General features: G+C 60.9%; 14 protein-coding genes. 6 read left to right on the top strand and 8 right to left on the bottom strand.

Features of this window, described 5'->3' with window-relative positions; genetic code table 11:
- Window positions 1–7: 7 nt before the first annotated feature.
- The 3 genes from LJ360_RS11945 to purM all read right to left on the bottom strand — a co-directional run bounded on the left by LJ360_RS11945 (window position 8) and on the right by purM (window position 2,627).
- Complete coding sequence (locus LJ360_RS11945; RefSeq protein ID WP_245742396.1) at window positions 8–766, bottom strand: DUF3108 domain-containing protein; 759 nt, start codon at window positions 764–766, stop codon at window positions 8–10.
- 125 nt (window positions 767–891) lie between these two features.
- A complete protein-coding gene (gene purN / locus LJ360_RS11940) occupies window positions 892–1,557 on the bottom strand; it encodes a phosphoribosylglycinamide formyltransferase (RefSeq protein WP_091848673.1) in 666 nt (221 codons plus the stop codon).
- A 5-nt stretch (window positions 1,558–1,562) separates the two neighbouring features.
- Window positions 1,563–2,627: a phosphoribosylformylglycinamidine cyclo-ligase gene (purM, locus tag LJ360_RS11935; RefSeq protein WP_091848414.1), complete on the bottom strand. Its 1,065-nt coding sequence runs from the start codon at window positions 2,625–2,627 to the stop codon at window positions 1,563–1,565.
- 171 nt (window positions 2,628–2,798) lie between these two features.
- Between purM and LJ360_RS11930 the strand changes: the two genes are divergently transcribed.
- The 4 genes from LJ360_RS11930 to LJ360_RS11915 are packed head-to-tail and all read left to right on the top strand — an operon-like array spanning window position 2,799 to window position 5,622.
- Entirely contained in the window at window positions 2,799–3,956 is a 1,158-nt protein-coding gene (locus LJ360_RS11930; protein WP_264994081.1) for a DUF2066 domain-containing protein, read from the top strand.
- 27 nt (window positions 3,957–3,983) lie between these two features.
- Complete coding sequence (locus LJ360_RS11925; protein WP_264994080.1) at window positions 3,984–4,538, top strand: CDP-alcohol phosphatidyltransferase family protein; 555 nt, start codon at window positions 3,984–3,986, stop codon at window positions 4,536–4,538.
- Window positions 4,535–5,230: a DnaA regulatory inactivator Hda gene (gene hda / locus LJ360_RS11920; RefSeq protein ID WP_091848411.1), complete on the top strand. Its 696-nt coding sequence runs from the start codon at window positions 4,535–4,537 to the stop codon at window positions 5,228–5,230. The genes LJ360_RS11925 and hda overlap by 4 nt, the downstream gene beginning before the upstream one ends.
- Before the next feature lie 56 nt (window positions 5,231–5,286).
- On the top strand, window positions 5,287–5,622 hold the full coding sequence (locus LJ360_RS11915) for a YqcC family protein (protein ID WP_091848410.1): 336 nt from the start codon (window positions 5,287–5,289) through the stop codon (window positions 5,620–5,622).
- Here the strand turns inward: LJ360_RS11915 and LJ360_RS11910 are convergent.
- Both LJ360_RS11910 and nadC read right to left on the bottom strand, forming a co-directional pair.
- Entirely contained in the window at window positions 5,609–7,687 is a 2,079-nt protein-coding gene (locus tag LJ360_RS11910; RefSeq protein ID WP_264994079.1) for a putative bifunctional diguanylate cyclase/phosphodiesterase, read from the bottom strand. The two genes, LJ360_RS11915 and LJ360_RS11910, sit on opposite strands and share 14 nt — an antisense overlap.
- Before the next feature lie 59 nt (window positions 7,688–7,746).
- On the bottom strand, window positions 7,747–8,625 hold the full coding sequence (gene nadC / locus LJ360_RS11905) for a carboxylating nicotinate-nucleotide diphosphorylase (protein WP_264994078.1): 879 nt from the start codon (window positions 8,623–8,625) through the stop codon (window positions 7,747–7,749).
- A 292-nt stretch (window positions 8,626–8,917) separates the two neighbouring features.
- Here nadC and LJ360_RS11900 point away from each other — a divergent pair, with 292 nt between their 5' ends.
- Together LJ360_RS11900 and ampD are read left to right on the top strand one after the other, a co-directional pair.
- Window positions 8,918–11,311, top strand: coding sequence for a DUF1631 domain-containing protein (locus LJ360_RS11900; protein WP_091848407.1), 2,394 nt, complete (start codon window positions 8,918–8,920; stop codon window positions 11,309–11,311).
- A gap of 101 nt (window positions 11,312–11,412) precedes the next feature.
- Window positions 11,413–11,991, top strand: coding sequence for a 1,6-anhydro-N-acetylmuramyl-L-alanine amidase AmpD (ampD, locus tag LJ360_RS11895; RefSeq protein WP_177185960.1), 579 nt, complete (start codon window positions 11,413–11,415; stop codon window positions 11,989–11,991).
- Between the two features lie 44 nt (window positions 11,992–12,035).
- Here the strand turns inward: ampD and LJ360_RS11890 are convergent, their stop codons facing one another.
- From LJ360_RS11890 to LJ360_RS11880, 3 genes are read right to left on the bottom strand one after another with little or no spacing between them, the layout of a single operon-like run.
- The gene (locus tag LJ360_RS11890; protein ID WP_264994077.1) at window positions 12,036–12,593 is read right to left on the bottom strand and encodes a cob(I)yrinic acid a,c-diamide adenosyltransferase; all 558 of its coding nucleotides are present in this window, start codon (window positions 12,591–12,593) and stop codon (window positions 12,036–12,038) included.
- Window positions 12,594–12,612: 19 nt separating this feature from the next.
- Entirely contained in the window at window positions 12,613–13,569 is a 957-nt protein-coding gene (locus LJ360_RS11885) for a ketopantoate reductase family protein (RefSeq protein WP_245742395.1), read from the bottom strand.
- Entirely contained in the window at window positions 13,570–16,422 is a 2,853-nt protein-coding gene (locus LJ360_RS11880) for a valine--tRNA ligase (protein ID WP_264994076.1), read from the bottom strand.
- Window positions 16,423–16,935: the final 513 nt, after the last annotated feature.

The following is a 16,935-nucleotide window of genomic DNA, read 5'->3' as shown; positions in this document are numbered from 1 at the left end:
TGCCGGCTCAGTCGGTCAGGTCCGCGTCATCCAGCCGGACTTCGTAGCGACTGCCGTCCGGTTCCACCTGGATCAGCCGCACCAGCAGGTAGTCCAGTGCCGGAGCGAACCACATCAGTGTTTCTCGCTTGCTGTCGTCTTCACGGACTTTTTCGACCTTGACGGTCTGCAGTTCCCCGAAACGGGTGGACTCGACTTCTTCGCCAATAACCCTGAACTGGTCCTCGTCGAAATCGTCTTCATCTGCCACCGTGTAGTGCATTTCCTTTTTGCCGGCCTTCAGGTCCTGTCGGAGCTGGAGCTGGAAGCCGAGAGGGTCCAGCGCGTTGGCGGCCAAAGGCACGGTAAAGCTCTCACCATCGTAGCTGCCACTCATGCTTTTGGCCGGCCAGTTAAAGTTCAGCGCCCGGCTGCGGTCCCGCACCATCAGTCCGTCCAGGCGATAACGGTATTCGATTGGTACGACGCGACCCTCGTCCCAGCGAAAGATAACGGATTCGTTGATATCGGCGATGAAGGAATCCACATTGAAATCATATTTCCAGCTCCCGTCGGGCTGTTGTTTGAGCGTACGCTGGGCAGAACCATTAATGGAGAGGCCTTTATCCATACTGGCGCTGTAGCTGGCGGCGATTGGATTCAGCTCTGAGGGCGTAGCGTTGGCCTCCCCGGTGAGGGAGGCGGCACTGAGCGTCACCAGGGCCAGGGCGAGTAACCCGGGCAGGCTGACGAGTTGGCGGAGGCTGGCTGAGCGAATAAGGGTCACTGGATGTCTCCCGTTACAGCGGTCACTGGGTCTGAGTGTAACCGGCCCGGGCAGGGCCCCGTATGACGATTCCTTTAGTCGTGGTCATTCCCGGCCTGTCCGGACATTCCGTCGGCCTGGGAATCTCAGGCTGCCGGCAAGGTCATGACGGCCGGCATTGGCTGGCCGTCAAACAGTATGCGGTCGTGTCCGGCCAGTTGCAGCCGTCCCTCACAGAACCACCGCACCACGATGGGGTAGAGCACGTGTTCCTGTTGCTGAACCCGTTCGGCGAGGGTTTCGGCGGTGTCATCCGGCAGTACGGCCACTTCCGCCTGGGCGATCACCGGTCCTCCATCCAGGTCCTCGGTCACGAAATGGACAGAGACGCCATGGACGGGGTCGCCGGCGTCGATCGCCCGCTGGTGCGTGTTCAGTCCCCGGTATTTCGGAAGCAGGGATGGATGCACGTTCAGCATGCGCCCCTGGAAAGTCCGCACCAGCTCGGGGGTAAGGATGCGCATAAAACCAGCCAGTATCACCAGGTCGGGCTGCCAGCGTTCCATCTCCAGCCGTAATTCGGCGTCGAAGGCTTCCCGCGAGTCAAAGCGGGTATGATCAACGGTAAAGGTTTCAAGGCCGGCCTGGGCAGCGCGCTCGAGGGCGAAGGCCTGGGGGCGGTTGCTGCCCACGGCGACGATCTCACCCGGGAAATCACGTTCCCTCGTTGCGTCAATCAGCGCCTGCAGGTTGGTACCACTGCCCGAGGCGAGTACCAGGATGCGGGGTTTGTCGACCGGGTCTGCCTGCATGCCACTCATCCCCGGATCAGCCCCGGTGCGTACCGCACATCCGGTGAGGAAGCGGGATCATCCTGTCCTTCAATGGCACCAATCTGCCAGGCAACTTCGCCCATGGCACTGAGGGTGTCCAGGGCAAGCTCTTGCTGGTCAGCCGGTACGCAGATAACCATGCCTACACCGCAGTTAAAGGTACGGTACATCTCTTCGTCGGCAACGCCGCCCTGTTCTTTCAGCCACTGGAATATGGCCGGCAACTCCCAGCTTTCTGTGTCGATGGCAGCGCGGGTGCCATCCGGCAATACCCTCGGAATATTCTCCGGAAGTCCGCCACCGGTGATATGGGACATAGCCCTGACGTCAATTGTTTTAATAAGTTGCAGAAGGTTCTTGACGTAAATTCTGGTGGGCGCCATCAAACCTTCTGCCAGCGTGGTGTCTCCTACGGACTCGCTGAGGTCGGCACCGGATACTTCCAGGATCTTGCGGATCAGGGAGTAGCCGTTGGAGTGGGGTCCGGAGGACGCCATGGCAATCAGGGCATCGCCAGGCTGGACACGACTGCCGTCGATTACCTGGTCCCGCTCCACCACGCCCACGCAGAAGCCTGCGAGGTCGTAGTCGTCACCTTCATACATGCCCGGCATCTCCGCTGTCTCGCCCCCCACCAGGGCACAGCCCGCCAGTTCACAGCCCTTGCCGATACCTTCCACTACGTTGGCGGCCACATCCACGTTGAGCTTCCCTGTGGCGTAGTAATCCAGGAAAAACAGCGGCTCGGCACCGCCCACGACCAGGTCGTTCACGCACATGGCCACCAGGTCGATGCCGATAGTGTCGTGGCGCTGCAGTTGCATGGCCAGCCGCAGCTTGGTGCCCACCCCGTCGGTGCCGGATACCAGTACCGGTTCGCGGTAGCCGGTGGGCAGCGACACCATGGCGCCGAAGCCACCCAGACCGCCAAGTACCTCGGGCCGGCGGGTGCGCCTGGCAGTATCCTTGATACGGTTCACCAGTTCATTACCGGCGTCGATGTCCACGCCAGCGTCACGGTAGGTGAGGGAGGGCTTTTTATCACTCATGTCGGGGTCAGCCATGTTGGTGGGTAGGGTTGGTCTGAAGCGCGGGATTTTACCAGTTGCCGGTGGGCGCTCCAAATGTGTTTCACGTCGTGTTCTGGTGTGGGCGGGTTGCTACTCACTGTCAGGACCATCGTGTATCCTAGGGCGGCCTGCAGAAACAGTGGATTAATCATGGCTGTACAAACCCGAAGCGACGTGCGACTGACAATGGCAGCGGCCCTGGTATCGCTGCTTCTCACCCTGCTGCCAATACCCCATGCCCATGCCGTGGTGGTAGACGATCTCTACCATGCCACAGTGCCGGTCTCCGGCGAAGGTGAGGACGCGTTGGCGGAGGGCTACCGGCAAGGGCTGTCCCGCGTGCTGGTTAAAGTCTCCGGAGACCGGTCGGTGGCCGACCTGGACGGACTTGCCCCGGTACTGGACGACGCCGGCTCCCTGGTGGATGGCAGGCAGCTGGAAAAGGGCCGGGACGGAGGTGATGAGCTCACACTTCGGTTTTCACGTGCAGCCGTCAACCGGGCCCTGGCCGACGCCGGTGCGCGGGTGTGGGGGTTGAATCGCCCCCTGACCCTGGCCTGGGTGGCCGTCCAGGATGGTGGTGACCGGGGCTTGCTGGTGCAAACCGGTGAAAGCTCTGATCAGGGCTGGTCAGCCCTGATCCTCGAGCAGACGGCCAGCCGTGGGCTTCCGCTGGCGCTGCCACCGGCCGACCGGGCGGGCGACAGGCGCCTGCTTTCCGAAGTTTGGGGACAGTTCATGGGGCAGGTGTCCCGGGCATCCTCGGGGCTGGACCATGACCTTTTGGCGGTTGTGCGAATAAGCCGCCGCGATGATGGCTGGCAGGCCAGCTGGAATTACGAGGGGGCGGGTATTGATCAGTCCAGGTCGGTCACCGCAGAAACACCGGAAACCCTCATCAGCGAAATGGTCGAGAATTGGGTCGCTGAGCTGGCATCCCGCTATGGTGTCAGTGGTGGGGCCATCGAGACCGGACCCCGGGTCAGGTTAATGCTGGAAGGGGTTGCTTCGCCTGGCGATTACGCGGCCGCCAAGCGGGCGCTGGGGCAACTTAACCCGGTGAAGTCAGTTGGTGCTGTGTCAGTATCATCCGACCATATCGTGTTCGAGCTGGAATACGAAGGGGAGCTCCCCCAGTTGCGGCAGAACATCGCGCTGGAAGAGCGGTTCAGGGCGCTGGATCAACCAGGTACCGGGGCTGGCAACGCCGGGGATGAAGAGGATTTCCGGACCGTCCGACAGACCCTGTACTACCGCTGGCAGCAACAGGTAGCAGCACCGCCGTCATCGGACAATGATGCCCGCTAACTGGCCACTGGCAGAAGGAATGCGACTGTGCAGCACTGGCGATGGATACCCAACGGCCTGTCCTTTCTGCGGATGCTACTGGTGATACCTTTCGCCTGGGCCCTCGCCAGTGGTCGCTATCGTGAGGCATTGATATTGTTTGTTGTAGCGGCCGCTACCGATGGACTGGATGGTTTCCTGGCCCGGTTCTTTGGTTGGAAGAGCCGGTTGGGGGCAATTCTGGATCCCCTGGCGGACAAGCTCCTGATGGTGACCACCTACCTGGTGTTATCCATTACGGGTGTGTTCCCGCTATGGCTGTTTATGCTGGTGTTGGGACGTGACGTCGTAATCGTGGTTGGCGGGTTGCTGTTCCATCGGTTTGTTGGCCGGTTCGAGGTTGAGCCAAGTGCCTTTGGCAAGCTCAATACACTGGTTCAGATCCTGGCGGCGCTCGCGGTCATGCTTCACCAGGCCGGGTTCGAGCTGACAACCTGGACGCAGCCTGCCGCACTGTGGGCAGTCACCGTAATGGCACTGATCAGTGGAGGCCATTATGTCACTGTCTGGGGGTTGCGGGCCCTGAGGGGAGGCGTGTCATGAGTGGCACCCAGCTGGCCCTCGGGGTGCGCCTGCGGGATGATGCCCGCTGGGCGAATTTTCATGGCGGGCGCAATGCTACGGCTGCGGGCATGGTCCGCAATGCCTGTGGAGATCCCGCCCACCCGCTGGTGGTTCTCTGCGGTGATGAGGATACCGGCAAGAGCCACCTGCTGCAGGCAGCCTGCCATGAGTATGAGCAGCGCGGCCAGAGTGCTGTCTGTTTCAGCCTGGCGGAGCTGGAACCCCTGGGGCCGGATGCGCTTTCCGGTGTCGAGGTAATGGACCTCGTTGCGCTGGACGATGTGCACCGGGTGCTGGGCAAGCCCGCGTGGGAAGAAGCCCTGTTCCATCTTTATAACCGGGCCCGGGACCTGGGCCACCAGGTCATGCTTACGTTGAACGATACGCCGGTGAGGCAGTCGTTTGTCCTGCCGGACTTGCGCTCCCGGTTCCAGGAAGGGTTGCTGGTCCAGTTGGGAACCTATCGGGACGACGACCGAATTACTATCCTCCGGCTGCGGGCTGAGCAGCGGGGCCTTGTGCTCAGTGACGAGGTGGCCGGCTTTATCCTGCGTCGCTCCTCCCGCCGACTGGGCGCCCTGCTGGCGATACTGGACCAGCTGGACGAAAACTCCCTGCAGGCGCAGCGACGGTTGACCATACCCTTCATCAAGTCGGTTATGGGGTGGTAGACTCATCCCCTCCACATCGATGTCTTCTTCCATTCAGCCCTGAGGAGCCGATTCTGATGAGTGCGTCATCAGACATTTTCAGTGATGTAGCTGACCGTCTGCTGAGCATCGAGGCAGAAATGCGCCGTATCGGGGTCTGGTCCAGTGAGCCCCCTTGCGCAGAGGCCCTGGCCAGCACCCAGCCGTTCTGCATCGACACCCTGGCCTTTACTGAATGGCTCCAGTTTGTGTTTCTGGTGCGAATGAAGGTCATCGTGGAGCAGGGTTACGGTCTGCCCGATGTGTCGGGGATTGCTCCGATGGCCGAAGAGTATTTTCGGGTCCGCCCGGAACCGGGGGAAGGCCTGGCCCGGGAACTCGAAGCCATTGACCGACTGATCAGCGGTTCCTGATCGTCCCGGTATCCGGGAGTACCGGCAGTAGTTCCCGGCCTTCACGGAGTTCAGCAAACAGCTCTGGAAGCTCCTCCGAAGTCACTGGATAACAGAATCGGTGACCCTGCAGCATATGGCAGCCGGACTGTCGCAGAAAACGATCCTGTTCCTCGGTTTCGACACCGGCAGCAGCCACCTTGAGGTTAAGCTGGCGGGCCAGGCTGATAAGGGTATGGGTGATGGCGGCGGTATTCTCATCCTGTGGTGCCCACTGCATCAGCGGGGGATCAATCTTCACCTGGTCGAAAGGGAGCTCCCGCAACAGGGTGAGGGACGAAAGTCCGCTGCCAAAACGATCCAGCACCAACCCGATGCCTTTCTTTTTCAGGCTGTGCAGCACCGTCGCTGTTTCTCCCAGGCGCTCCGCCAGGATACGCTCGTCGATTTCCACCATCAGCAGAGAGGGATCCAGCCGGGTTTCGGCAATGGTCTGGCTCAGTTCCTCTGCCAGGCCGGGGTGATTATATTGCCTGGACGACAAATTGATGCTGATGCGTACCGGGGTGCCGCTCATGGCCTGGATCGCCCGGGCCTGCAGGCAGGCATTGTTGCAAATCCACTGTCCGATGGCATGGAGCTGGCCGCTCTGCTCGGCGACTTCCAGGAAGTCCGCCGGCGTCAGTAAGCCCCGTGTCGGATGGTTCCAGCGCAGCAGGCTTTCCAGTGCCACCAGCTGGCCTGAACGTGCGTCGAGCACCGGCTGGTAATGGAGCTGCAGCTCGCCGGCGCGGATGCCAGCGCGCAGTTCCTGCTCGAGACTCATGAGCCGCTGCATTTCCTGGTTCATATCCTCGCTGAAGAACTGGATATTGTTGCGGCCGGCCTTCTTGGCCCGGTACATGGCCATATCGGCGTTCTTGAGCAACTGCTCGTAGTGGCTGCCATCGTCCGGAGCCAGGGCAATACCGATACTGGAGGTGATCACCAGCTCGCTGCCGGGCACGGAAACCGGTTCGGTGAGCGCTTCCAGGATACTTCGGGCTACCTTTTCACAGCCGTCTGCACCGCTGACGTGGTGGAGGAGCACGGCGAACTCGTCACCACCGAGACGGGCGATGGTGTCCTCTTCGCGAACGCTGTCTTTCAGCCGCCGGGACAGGGTTTTGAGCAGGGCGTCGCCGGCATCATGTCCCAGGGTGTCGTTGATGCGCTTGAAATGGTCCACGTCCAGCGCAATCAGGGCGCAGTGGTGACCATGGCGGCTGGCACTGGCCAGGGCGCGCTGACAACGGTCCTCGAACAGGCGGCGATTGGCAGTGTCGGTGAGCACATCGAAATGTGCCAGGTAGTGGAGCTGGTCCTGGGTGCGCCGGATTTCCGAGATGTTCTGGCCAATCAGGATCAGCTGGTTCTGTTCATCTTCCTCATCCTGCAGCAGGTTCAGGTTCCAGAGCACGATGTGGTCGGTACCGTCATAACCCTGGATACCGGTTTCCAGGGTTTCCTGTAGCTGGCCTGCCCCGAGGGTTTTAAGAATCTTCCAGCTCATTTCATCCCGGTATTCCTCGGGAATGAAGGTTTCCACCAGGTTGCGGCCCACAGCTTCGTCCCGGCTGTAGCCGAAAAGTGCCTCGGCCGAGGCGTTCCATTGGCGGATACGGAATGATGAGTCGATCAGGATGATGGGAGACGCTGCCGTATCAAACAGCGCGCGGAAATGTCGCGATGAGCGCCGAAAAGAGCGCTCCGCCTGTTGGCGTACGAAGATTTCGTCCCGGAGTTCCTGGTTTATGGCCTGCAGTTCCCGGGTGCGTTCTTCCACCACGTCTTCCAGTCGGGTCTCGATGCGCCGGCGCTCCCTCAGCAAGTCACGCACGTATACGAAGGTGCCTGCGAGCACCAGCATGGCTGGCCCTGCGGAGCCGAAGAAACGGATCATGGCTTCACGGCCGATGGGCACTTCTGGTGTTGTCAGCAACAGTAACGGGCTGAGTGCCAGTGCCAGGATTACCAGGCTGACCAGGCTATCCGCCAGGATTGCCAGCCAGCGCTCACGGGTTTCGGTACTTCTGGTTTTTTCCACGTATCCCTGCCTGTATCGGGCGTGCTTTCACCCGCCCGGTCGTCCCTGTGATGAAGGGGTCAGCCCGGCGCGGGGCTGTTATCGACGTGCAACCGCATTGAAAGGTCAACGGCCTGCACGTCCTTGGTCAATGTGCCGAGGGAAATGTAATCGACCCCGGTTTCCGCAATAGCCACCAGTGTGGATTCATTGATCCCGCCGGAGGCCTCCAGCCGACAGGCGCCGTCAACTTTCCGGACGGCAGTGGCCATGTCTTCAAGGCTGAACTCGTCGAGCATGATGATATCGGCTCCGGCGTCCAGTGCCTGTTGCAGTTCGTTCATGTTTTCCGTTTCCACCTCCACGGGGCGTCCTGGCGCAATCTGTCGGGCCTGGCTGACAGCTGCAGCAATAGAGCCGCAGGCAGCAATGTGGTTCTCCTTGATCAGGAAGGCATCCCACAGTCCTGTGCGGTGGTTATAGCAGCCACCGCACGTCACTGCGTACTTTTCGGCCAGGCGCAACCCGGGCAGGGTCTTGCGGGTATCCAGCAGCTTCACGCCGGTGTGGGCGACCTGGTCGGCAAACTGCCGGCAGCGGGTGGCCACCCCGGAGAGCGTTTGCAGCCAGTTCAGGGCGGCCCGTTCAGCTGTGAGAAGGCTGCGGGCAGGACCTTCGCAAGTGAACAGCACCTGGTTTGCCGTTACCTGTTCACCGTCGCGAACCTCCCATTGGACCTGTACTTCCGGATCTACCTGCCGGAACACTTCATCAACCCAGGCCTGCCCGGCGATGACCGCTGGTACCCGGGTGATAACCCGCGCTGTACCCCGGCGGTCCCGGGGAATGAGGGCGGCGGTGATATCGCCATTGCCGATGTCTTCCCGGAGGCTGGTAGCGACAGACTCAATGCGGGATTGGCGTAACAGTTCGTTCAGTTCAGCGGACAAAGAGGCCATGCTTGGATCTTCCGGTCAGAATGGGTCGGGCCGGTGATTGTATCGGCAGGGGGCCACTACTGAAAATACCGTACCGGTCTGTGTGCCGGATCGCGAGGTGACGTTGTACGTCAGATCCAGGTGAATTGTGACCAGCCAGATCACTCCAGATCCAGCGAATTGCCCAAAATGTGCCAAAAATGTGACGCGGTTCGACGGTTCACAATCGGTGACAAAAACTGACACATATTGACGGAGCAAGGGCCTATGATAGCCGATGACTGTTAATAAATGTTAAACGGGGCCTGAAGCCATGGCACAGGAACGAAAGGTAGTGAGTCTCAGAGAGGCGCAGGGACCGCGCGTGGAGTTGCAGTTACCCGCCGCCCTTATCCGCCTGAGGGACGCCTCTGCCAGATCCCTGTCCACCATCCTGTCTGATTTCTTCGACAGTGCCGATGATGTGCTGTTCGGCATGGCCGACCGGGCGGGCTCCAACCAGGACCAGATCGCCTATTTCGATGCCATGCGGGAACTGCGGTTACGTCGCAAGACCATGGCCAATACCATGCTGGCCTGGGTGACGCGGGCGTTCAATGAGCTTGGTCAGTTTGATCCCATGCCGCGTAGCCGGGGCCTGGAGGAGGTTGAGCAGGACTCCCTCTCACTGGTCGATGACAGCGAACTGGAGAAGCGGGTAGCCATTGATAGCCTGGTTACCAAGCTCTCCAACCGCTATGCCGAACCGGTGCGGCTACTGGGGGCGCGGATTGCCCATGTCTCCGGTCACCGGGAGCTGGCTGAGCGGCAGATGCCACTCAGCCCGGAAGTAATCTGTACCGGTCTGGGGCGGGCCAGCGAGGACCTCGATATTGATATCCGGGCTCGCCTGGTGGTGATCAAGCTGTTCGACCGCTTGCTGGTAGACCGGCTGACGACACTGTACCAGGAGGCTAACCGGCTGCTTATTGCAGAAGGGGTGCTTCCGGAGCTCAAGCATGTCCCGGTGGGCGGCCGGAAATCGCAGGCATCGATCCGCAAGCCGGTACCAACCGCCGGGGCTCCAGTGGCGCAGCCAGTCACAACGGGCGGTAGCGAAGCCCCGGACGGGCAATCAGCCGTTACCTTCTCCGAGCTCACCGAGCTGTTACACCGCAGTGATGGATTGCGCTCCGGTTCACCGATTGCGCCGGGAACTCCCCAGGGCAATGCTCCGGTACTTGCTACTGGCGATCTGATGCACAGGCTCGCGGGTCTGCAGAACTCCACCATGACCAGCGAGAATGGCCAGGTGCTCCCGTTGTCGGTGCTGCTAAGCCGCGTTCTCAGCCAGGGGCCCGACCAGCGCCTGCCAGTGAACCAGGTTGATGGCGATGTCATCAACCTGGTTGCCATGCTGTTCGAGTTTATCCTGGACGATCGTCAGTTGCCGGCCGTGATGAAAATGCTTATCGGGCGTCTGCAGATACCGGTGCTCAAGGTGGCATTGCTGGATCGCAGTTTCTTTAACCGGGGTGGTCACCCGGCTCGCAAGCTTCTCAACGAGTTGGCCATGGCCGGCATTGGCTGGACGCCCCGTTCTGATAACCAGCGTGACCCGCTGCGGGACAAGGTGGAGTCAGTCGTCGAGCGGTTGCTGAACGAATTTACCGATAATGTCGGGTTGTTCGATGAGTTGCTGAAAGACTTCCAGCATTTCATGGACCTGGATCGCCGTCGCCGGGAGCTGGTCGAGCAGCGGTTGCGTGATGCCGAGGAGGGCCGTGCCCGTCACGAGCTGGCCAGGGAGAGGGTCCGCGGACTGATCGATGGCCTTCTGGATAGTCGCGAGTTACCGGACAGGGCCCTGGTGCTGATCAATGAGCCCTGGCGCAAGTACCTTGAGTGGGTGTTCCTGCGTGAGGGTGAGGAGTCGCAAGCCTGGCAGTCAGCGACGGAACTTACGGACCGGCTGGTCTGGAGCCTGGATCCTGAACCGGTTGGTGAAAGCACTCGGGACGAGTTGCTGAGAGCTATTCCCGGTATCACCGACGCCCTGCGCAGTGGCCTGCACGAGATCTCCTGGGATCCCTTTGCCATTGATGCCGCCATCCGCGACCTGGAACTGGCCCATGTAGACGTACTCCAGGGACTGGTTACCCGTCGGCATGCGGCGCCGGTGCCTGATGAGTTGCCTGCAGGGCCTGCGGATGTGCTGGGTGCCCCGGCCGAATCGATGGCAGGGGCAGCAGGAACGGATCCCTTGCAAGCAATTGACGTCGCGGCCGGCCCGGAAGCACCGATACCCGGTGCCGAAGCCTCCCCGCAAGTTGCCGACACCGGTTCGGTGATGCCGCCTGAGGAGAGGAAAGAGCCTGTCGCAGGGCCGGTTGGTTCCGTATCGGAAGACAGCAGCGTTGCGGCCCGGGTGTCCGAGCCGGAAGTCAGTGAAGACTGGCTTGAAAAAGCCGCTGGCCTGCGGGTTGGCTGCTGGGTGGAGATGCCCCGGGACAATGGCCGTCTGCGGTGTAAGCTGGCCGCGATTATCCGCGCCACCGGAAAATACATCTTCGTCAACCGCAATGGTGCCAAGGTGGCGGAATACCAGAAGGGTGAGCTTGCCCTGGCGCTGTCAGAAGGGCGAGTTGTAATGCTGGATGATGGCCTGATTTTCGACCGGGCCCTGGAATCCATCATCGACAATCTCCGCCACAACCGTCGGGACTGATCCCGGCCTCAGTTGGCGGCACGGCAGGGTGCCGTCAACTGGTTCTGCCCCCGCCAATATGGTTCAATTCGGGCACATGCCCGATCGCCTGCAGGAACACCGTGTCTGAATCCGAAATCCTTCACCTTGGCTCACCCCTGAGACAGTCCGGGCGCTTGCCCGCCGCACGCTGGTGCCCGTCACCCAATTTCGGCCCACGGCCGGATGAGAATGACATCTCGCTGCTGGTGGTGCACAACATCAGCCTGCCACCGGAGCAGTTTGGTGGGCCGTGGATCGAGGACTTCTTCTGTAACCGCCTGGATGTCTCGGCGCACCCCTACTTCCGGGAGATCGGTGGCATGACCGTTTCGTCTCACCTGTTGATCCGCCGGGACGGGGAGTTACTGCAATTTGTCCGCTTCCAGGACCGGGCCTGGCACGCCGGGCGTTCGGCTTTCTGTGGCAGGGAAGAGTGCAACGATTACGCGATTGGTATCGAGCTGGAGGGGGCGGACGAGATTCCCTACACCGACGCCCAGTACCGGCAGCTGGCGGCGGTAACCCGGCAAATCCAGTTCGCCTGGCCTGCCATTACCGAAGACCGGATCACCGGACATAGTGACATCGCTCCGGGGCGCAAGACCGACCCGGGCCCGGCCTTTGACTGGCTTTACTTTCGGCAGTTACTGGCGGGCTGAGTATTCTGCCAGCTCCGCCGGAGCTTTCTCGGGAGACTAGCGGTTCAGATTGTTGAGCGGTGTTGCTCCCACAACACTTCCTCGCCGCCATTGCGACGGGCCAATACCCGGGCCACCACGAACAGCAGGTCTGACAGCCGGTTGAGGTAGTGGCGGGAGTTCGGATTGATGGAGTCTTCCTGACCCAATGCCACGACGACTCGCTCTGCCCGGCGGCAAACGGCCCGGGCCAGGTGGCACTGGGCGGCCGCCGGAGTGCCACCTGGCAGGATGAAGTTCTTCAGCGGCGGCAGGTCGGCGTTGAACTGGTCCAGCGTCTCCTCCAGCCACTGGATGTGCTGTTCATTGATCACGTTGCTCCCTGGGATGGCGAACTCCCCCCCCAGGTCAAACAGGTGATGCTGGATCCGTCCCATGGCAGTGGCGATTTCTGCCTCGTCGTTCAGGTGTTCGACCAATACACCGATGTGGCAGTTAAGCTCATCGGCGGTGCCCATGGCTTCTACCCGGCGTGCGTTCTTGGCAATACGGTTGCCGTCCGCCAGGCCTGTTGAGCCATCGTCCCCGGTACGTGTGTAGATCTTTGATAGTCGGTTGCCCATGAGAGTGTCTCCGGCTCGGTCAGTTGGAAGGATGAGGTACCAGCTCTTTTACTCGGTCAGTGAGCATCTGGTTCACTGGCGCAGTCAGCCCCAGTTCCCGGGACCGGTTGGCAACGTAGCCGTTGATATAGTCGATTTCCGTGGTGCGGCCGCTTTGCACATCACCCCGCATGGATGACGTATTGGAGGCGGTGTTCCGGGCGACCCGTTCGATATCGTTCCGCAGTATCCGGGGCGAGTGGGGTGGCAGGCCCTCAGCGGCGATCAGGTTTGCCAGTTCCTCGCACAAGGCATCGATGGAGTCCAGAAACAGCCGGGATTCCAGAATCTCTCCATTGGGGCAGTCCAGCAGTGCCGTAAAGGGGTTGATGCCGGCGTTGATGGCAAGCTTGCCCCACAGACGCTCAAGGATGCGAACTTCGCCCCGCACATCAAGCCCTGACGGTGACAGTTGGCGGATGATGCCGGCAACGAGGTCTGTGGCGGGCTCTGTCAGTGCGCCAATCCAGGTATGCCCCCGGGCAGCATGTACAACCCGGTCAGGCGCCGGGCGATTGGCGGCTTCGGTAGTGCTGGCGGCCAGTATCGGTCGCGCCGGCCATCGCGCTGCGACGGCCTGTTGACTGCCAAGTCCATTCTGGAAAAGCACGACCGGGCAGGATTCAGGAATACGCCCGATCACCTGCTCGAGGGCCTCAAGGGTATCTCCTGCCTTGGTGGTAACCAGTAAAAGCGTGACATCAGACAGGGTGGTCAGCCAGGGGCGGGTAACGGCGTGCTCCCGACCTTCGCTGTCCCGGAAATGGTAATGGAGTCTGAACGAGGACAGCGCAGAGGGGTTTCTGGGCACAAAGCCCGAGGCAGTCGGTGGCAGGCGGGCGGCCCAGAGCCTTCCCAGTGCACCCGCCCCGAGGATGGCAATGCCGCCACCCTCGGGATCGGACGCTGACGGCCTGGCAGACCGCTGCGAACTCACTTACATGGCCTCGATTTCGGCGCGTTGTTCGCCAAGACGCTTCTGGCTGCCCTGGGCATCGCGGAGTTTTTCCTTTTCTTTTTCCACCACTTCGGCGGGGGCCTTGGCGGTAAATTTCTCGTTGCCCAGCTTGCCTTCCAGTCGACTGATTTCCTTGTCCAGGCGTTCCAGCTCCTTATCCAGGCGCTTGAGCTCGGCATCCTTGTCAATCAGGCCCGCCATGGGTACCAGCACTTCCATTTCACCCACCAGCTGGGTGGCGGACATGGGAGCCTTGTCGCCCTCGAACCATTCCAGTTTCTCCAGCTTGGCCAGGGACATCAGGAACTGACGGTTCTGGTCCATGCGGCGCTGGTCTTCTCCGTCGTTACCGCGCAGCAGCACCGGAATCTGCCTGGCGGGGGAGATGTTCATCTCGCCGCGAATGTTACGCACCGCAACGATAACGCCCTTGAGCCATTCAATATCCTTCGCAACGTCCGCGTTCTGCTTGCTGGTATCCGGCACCGGGAAGGGTTGCAGCATGATGCTGTCGCCACCCTTGCCAGCCAGGGGCGCAATACGCTGCCAGATTTCCTCGGTGATGAATGGCATCATCGGGTGCGCCAGGCGCAGTACCGCCTCGAGTACCCTGACCAGTGTACGACGGGTGCCGCGCTTGTACTCCGCGCTGGCGCTGTCGTCGTTCAGCATCGGCTTGGACAGTTCCAGGTACCAGTCGCAGTACTCGTTCCAGATGAACTCGTACAGGGCGTAGGCCGCCAGGTCGAAACGGTACTGGTCCAGGTGACGGATCACTTCGCTTTCGCAATGCTGCAGCTCACTGATGATCCAGCGGTCGGCCAGGGACAGTTCCACCGGCTCATCGTTGACGCCGCAGTCTTCACTCTCGGTGTTCATCAGTACATAGCGGGCGGCGTTCCACAGCTTGTTGCAGAAGTTGCGGTAGCCTTCCAGGCGCTTCATGTCCCAGTTGATATCACGGCCAGTGGTGGCCATGGCCGCGAGGGTGAAGCGCAGGGCATCGGTACCGTGGGCGGCGATGCCTTCAGGGAATTCCTTTTGGGTCCGCTTGGCGATCTTCTCTGCCAGCTTGGGCTGCATCAGGTTACCGGTGCGTTTCTCAAGCAGGGTATCGAGCTCGATGCCGTCGATCATGTCCAGGGGGTCAATGACGTTGCCCTTCGACTTGGACATCTTGTCGCCGTGCTCATCCCGGATCAGGCCGGTGACGTAGACGGTTTTGAAGGGAACCTGGGGGGTGCCGTCTTCATTCTTCATGAAGTGCATGGTCATCATGATCATGCGGGCTACCCAGAAGAAGATAATGTCGAAGCCGGTTACCAGAACATCGGTAGGGTGGAAGTCCTTCAGACGCTCGGTAATTTCCGGCCAGCCCAGGGTGCCGAAGGTCCACAGCGCGGAACTGAACCAGGTATCCAGCACGTCTTCGTCCTGGCGCAGCTCCAGGTCCTCCGCCAGGCTGTACTTCTGACGCACCTCGGCTTCGTCCCTGCCAACATAGATATTGCCTTCGGCGTCGTACCAGGCCGGAATCCGGTGACCCCACCACAACTGGCGGGAGATACACCATTCCTGGATGTCCCGCATCCAGGCGAAATACATGTTTTCGTACTGCTTGGGCACAAACTGGATACGGCCGTCTTCCACTGCTTCGATAGCCGGTTTGGCCAGGGTCTTGGCGTCCACGAACCATTGATCTGTCAGCATCGGCTCGATGATCAGGCCGGACCGGTCACCCCGGGGTACACTCAGTACGTGGTCTTCCACCTGGTGCAACAGTCCGGCGGCGTCCATGTCAGCCACGATCTGCTTGCGAGCCTCTTCCCGGGTCAGGCCGGCGTAGGCCTCCGGCATGGTGCCGTCCAGGTCAGTGTTTTCGGTACCATCGGCATTGAACACCTCGGCCACGGCCCGGATGTTCGCATCCTCGGTCATGACGTTGATCATGGGCAGGTCGTTGCGCTTGCCCACCGCGTAGTCGTTGAAGTCATGGGCCGGGGTGATCTTCACGCAGCCGGAGCCTTTCTCCGGGTCCGCGTGGTGGTCGGCCACGATTGGAATGCGACGGTTTACCAGCGGCAGCATCACATGCTTGCCCACCAGGTGCTGATAGCGCTCATCGTCCGGGTGAACCGCTACGGCGGTGTCGCCCAGCATGGTTTCCGGGCGGGTGGTGGCTACCACCAGGTACCCTTTGCCGTCCCTGGTCTGCTCACCGTCAGCCAGCGGGTAGCGCAGGTGCCAGAAGTAACCCTTCTCTTCCTTGTTCTCCACCTCCAGGTCGGAAATGGCGGTGTGCAGCTTCGGATCCCAGTTCACCAGCCGCTTTCCACGGTAGACCAGGCCATCGTCGAAAAGGCGGATGAAGACTTCCTGTACGGCTTTATAGAAGCCATCGTCCATGGTGAAGCGCTCGTTGCTCCAGTCCACGGAGTTGCCCAGCCGGCGCATCTGTCCGGTGATGGTTCCGCCGGACTGTTCCTTCCACGCCCAGATGCGCTTGATAAATTCTTCCCGGCCCAGGTCGTGGCGGGTTTTGCCCTCTTCGTTGGCCAGTTTGCGCTCCACCACCATCTGGGTGGCAATGCCGGCGTGGTCGGTACCCACGGTCCAGAGGGCATTGCGGCCCTGCATGCGCTTGAAGCGGGTGAGGGTGTCCATGATGGTGTGCTGGAAGGCGTGCCCCATGTGCAGGCTGCCGGTCACGTTGGGTGGCGGGATGGCAATGCTGTAGGACTGTCCTTCACCGCTGGGGCGAAAATACCCTTTGGCTTCCCAGTTTTCGTACCACTGGCGCTCGATGTTTTCTGGCTGGTAGGTTTTTTCCATGGGTTCTGCTGGTGACCGTTTGGTTGATTCGCAAGGGAAAATGAGAGCGTCCGATTATACATTGTCGTGGGGGATGCAGCGAATGTGGACGCTTGCTTGACGAGCTTAATGCACAGCCGGGCTTTTCAGCGGTCCGCACAGCTGTTGAGGCGGGTGGGGCAAGACCTTTTGCCGGGACCTTCAAAAACAGGGACGTTTTTGAAGAGCCTCCATGGATGGATTCACGGCGTGTCCCGGGAAAGGTCTTGCCCCGCCCGCCTGGCACGTGCTTCGCCGGCCTGGGCATTTGGAGCTGGGTGCCGGGCGCCCGGAGCGATACCATTATTCAGGACACGCCCGCAAGTACGTCCATGTAGGGCTCGACGAGCGCCTTCCCTGGCGCTCGACGGTCCTGAATAATGGTCTCCCACCGGACGCTGCAACCAAGGTGCAGGCCTCGACCTGAATCACTGCGGAATTGCTTGAGGATATCCGGAGTTGGCCCTGCTACTTTCGGCGGATTATAGGCGCGAG

The organism is Marinobacter sp. AN1 (genome assembly GCF_026013985.1).
In the GTDB taxonomy this organism is placed as follows: Bacteria; Pseudomonadota; Gammaproteobacteria; order Pseudomonadales; family Oleiphilaceae; genus Marinobacter; species Marinobacter segnicrescens.
Note: the sequence above shows the minus strand (reverse complement) of the source record. Positions and strands in the feature narration are given on the sequence as shown.

Excerpts from the sequence above, each read along its gene's own strand:
- purN (WP_091848673.1), bottom strand. The coding sequence starts at position 1,557 with ATGCAGGCAGACCCGGTCGACAAACCCCGCATCCTGGTACTCGCCTCG.
- purM (WP_091848414.1), bottom strand. The coding sequence starts at position 2,627 with ATGAGTGATAAAAAGCCCTCCCTCACCTACCGTGACGCTGGCGTGGAC.
- LJ360_RS11930 (WP_264994081.1), top strand. The coding sequence starts at position 2,799 with ATGGCTGTACAAACCCGAAGCGACGTGCGACTGACAATGGCAGCGGCC.
- hda (WP_091848411.1), top strand. The coding sequence starts at position 4,535 with ATGAGTGGCACCCAGCTGGCCCTCGGGGTGCGCCTGCGGGATGATGCC.
- LJ360_RS11915 (WP_091848410.1), top strand. The coding sequence starts at position 5,287 with ATGAGTGCGTCATCAGACATTTTCAGTGATGTAGCTGACCGTCTGCTG.
- nadC (WP_264994078.1), bottom strand. The coding sequence starts at position 8,625 with ATGGCCTCTTTGTCCGCTGAACTGAACGAACTGTTACGCCAATCCCGC.
- LJ360_RS11900 (WP_091848407.1), top strand. The coding sequence starts at position 8,918 with ATGGCACAGGAACGAAAGGTAGTGAGTCTCAGAGAGGCGCAGGGACCG.
- LJ360_RS11890 (WP_264994077.1), bottom strand. The coding sequence starts at position 12,593 with ATGGGCAACCGACTATCAAAGATCTACACACGTACCGGGGACGATGGC.
- LJ360_RS11880 (WP_264994076.1), bottom strand. The coding sequence starts at position 16,422 with ATGGAAAAAACCTACCAGCCAGAAAACATCGAGCGCCAGTGGTACGAA.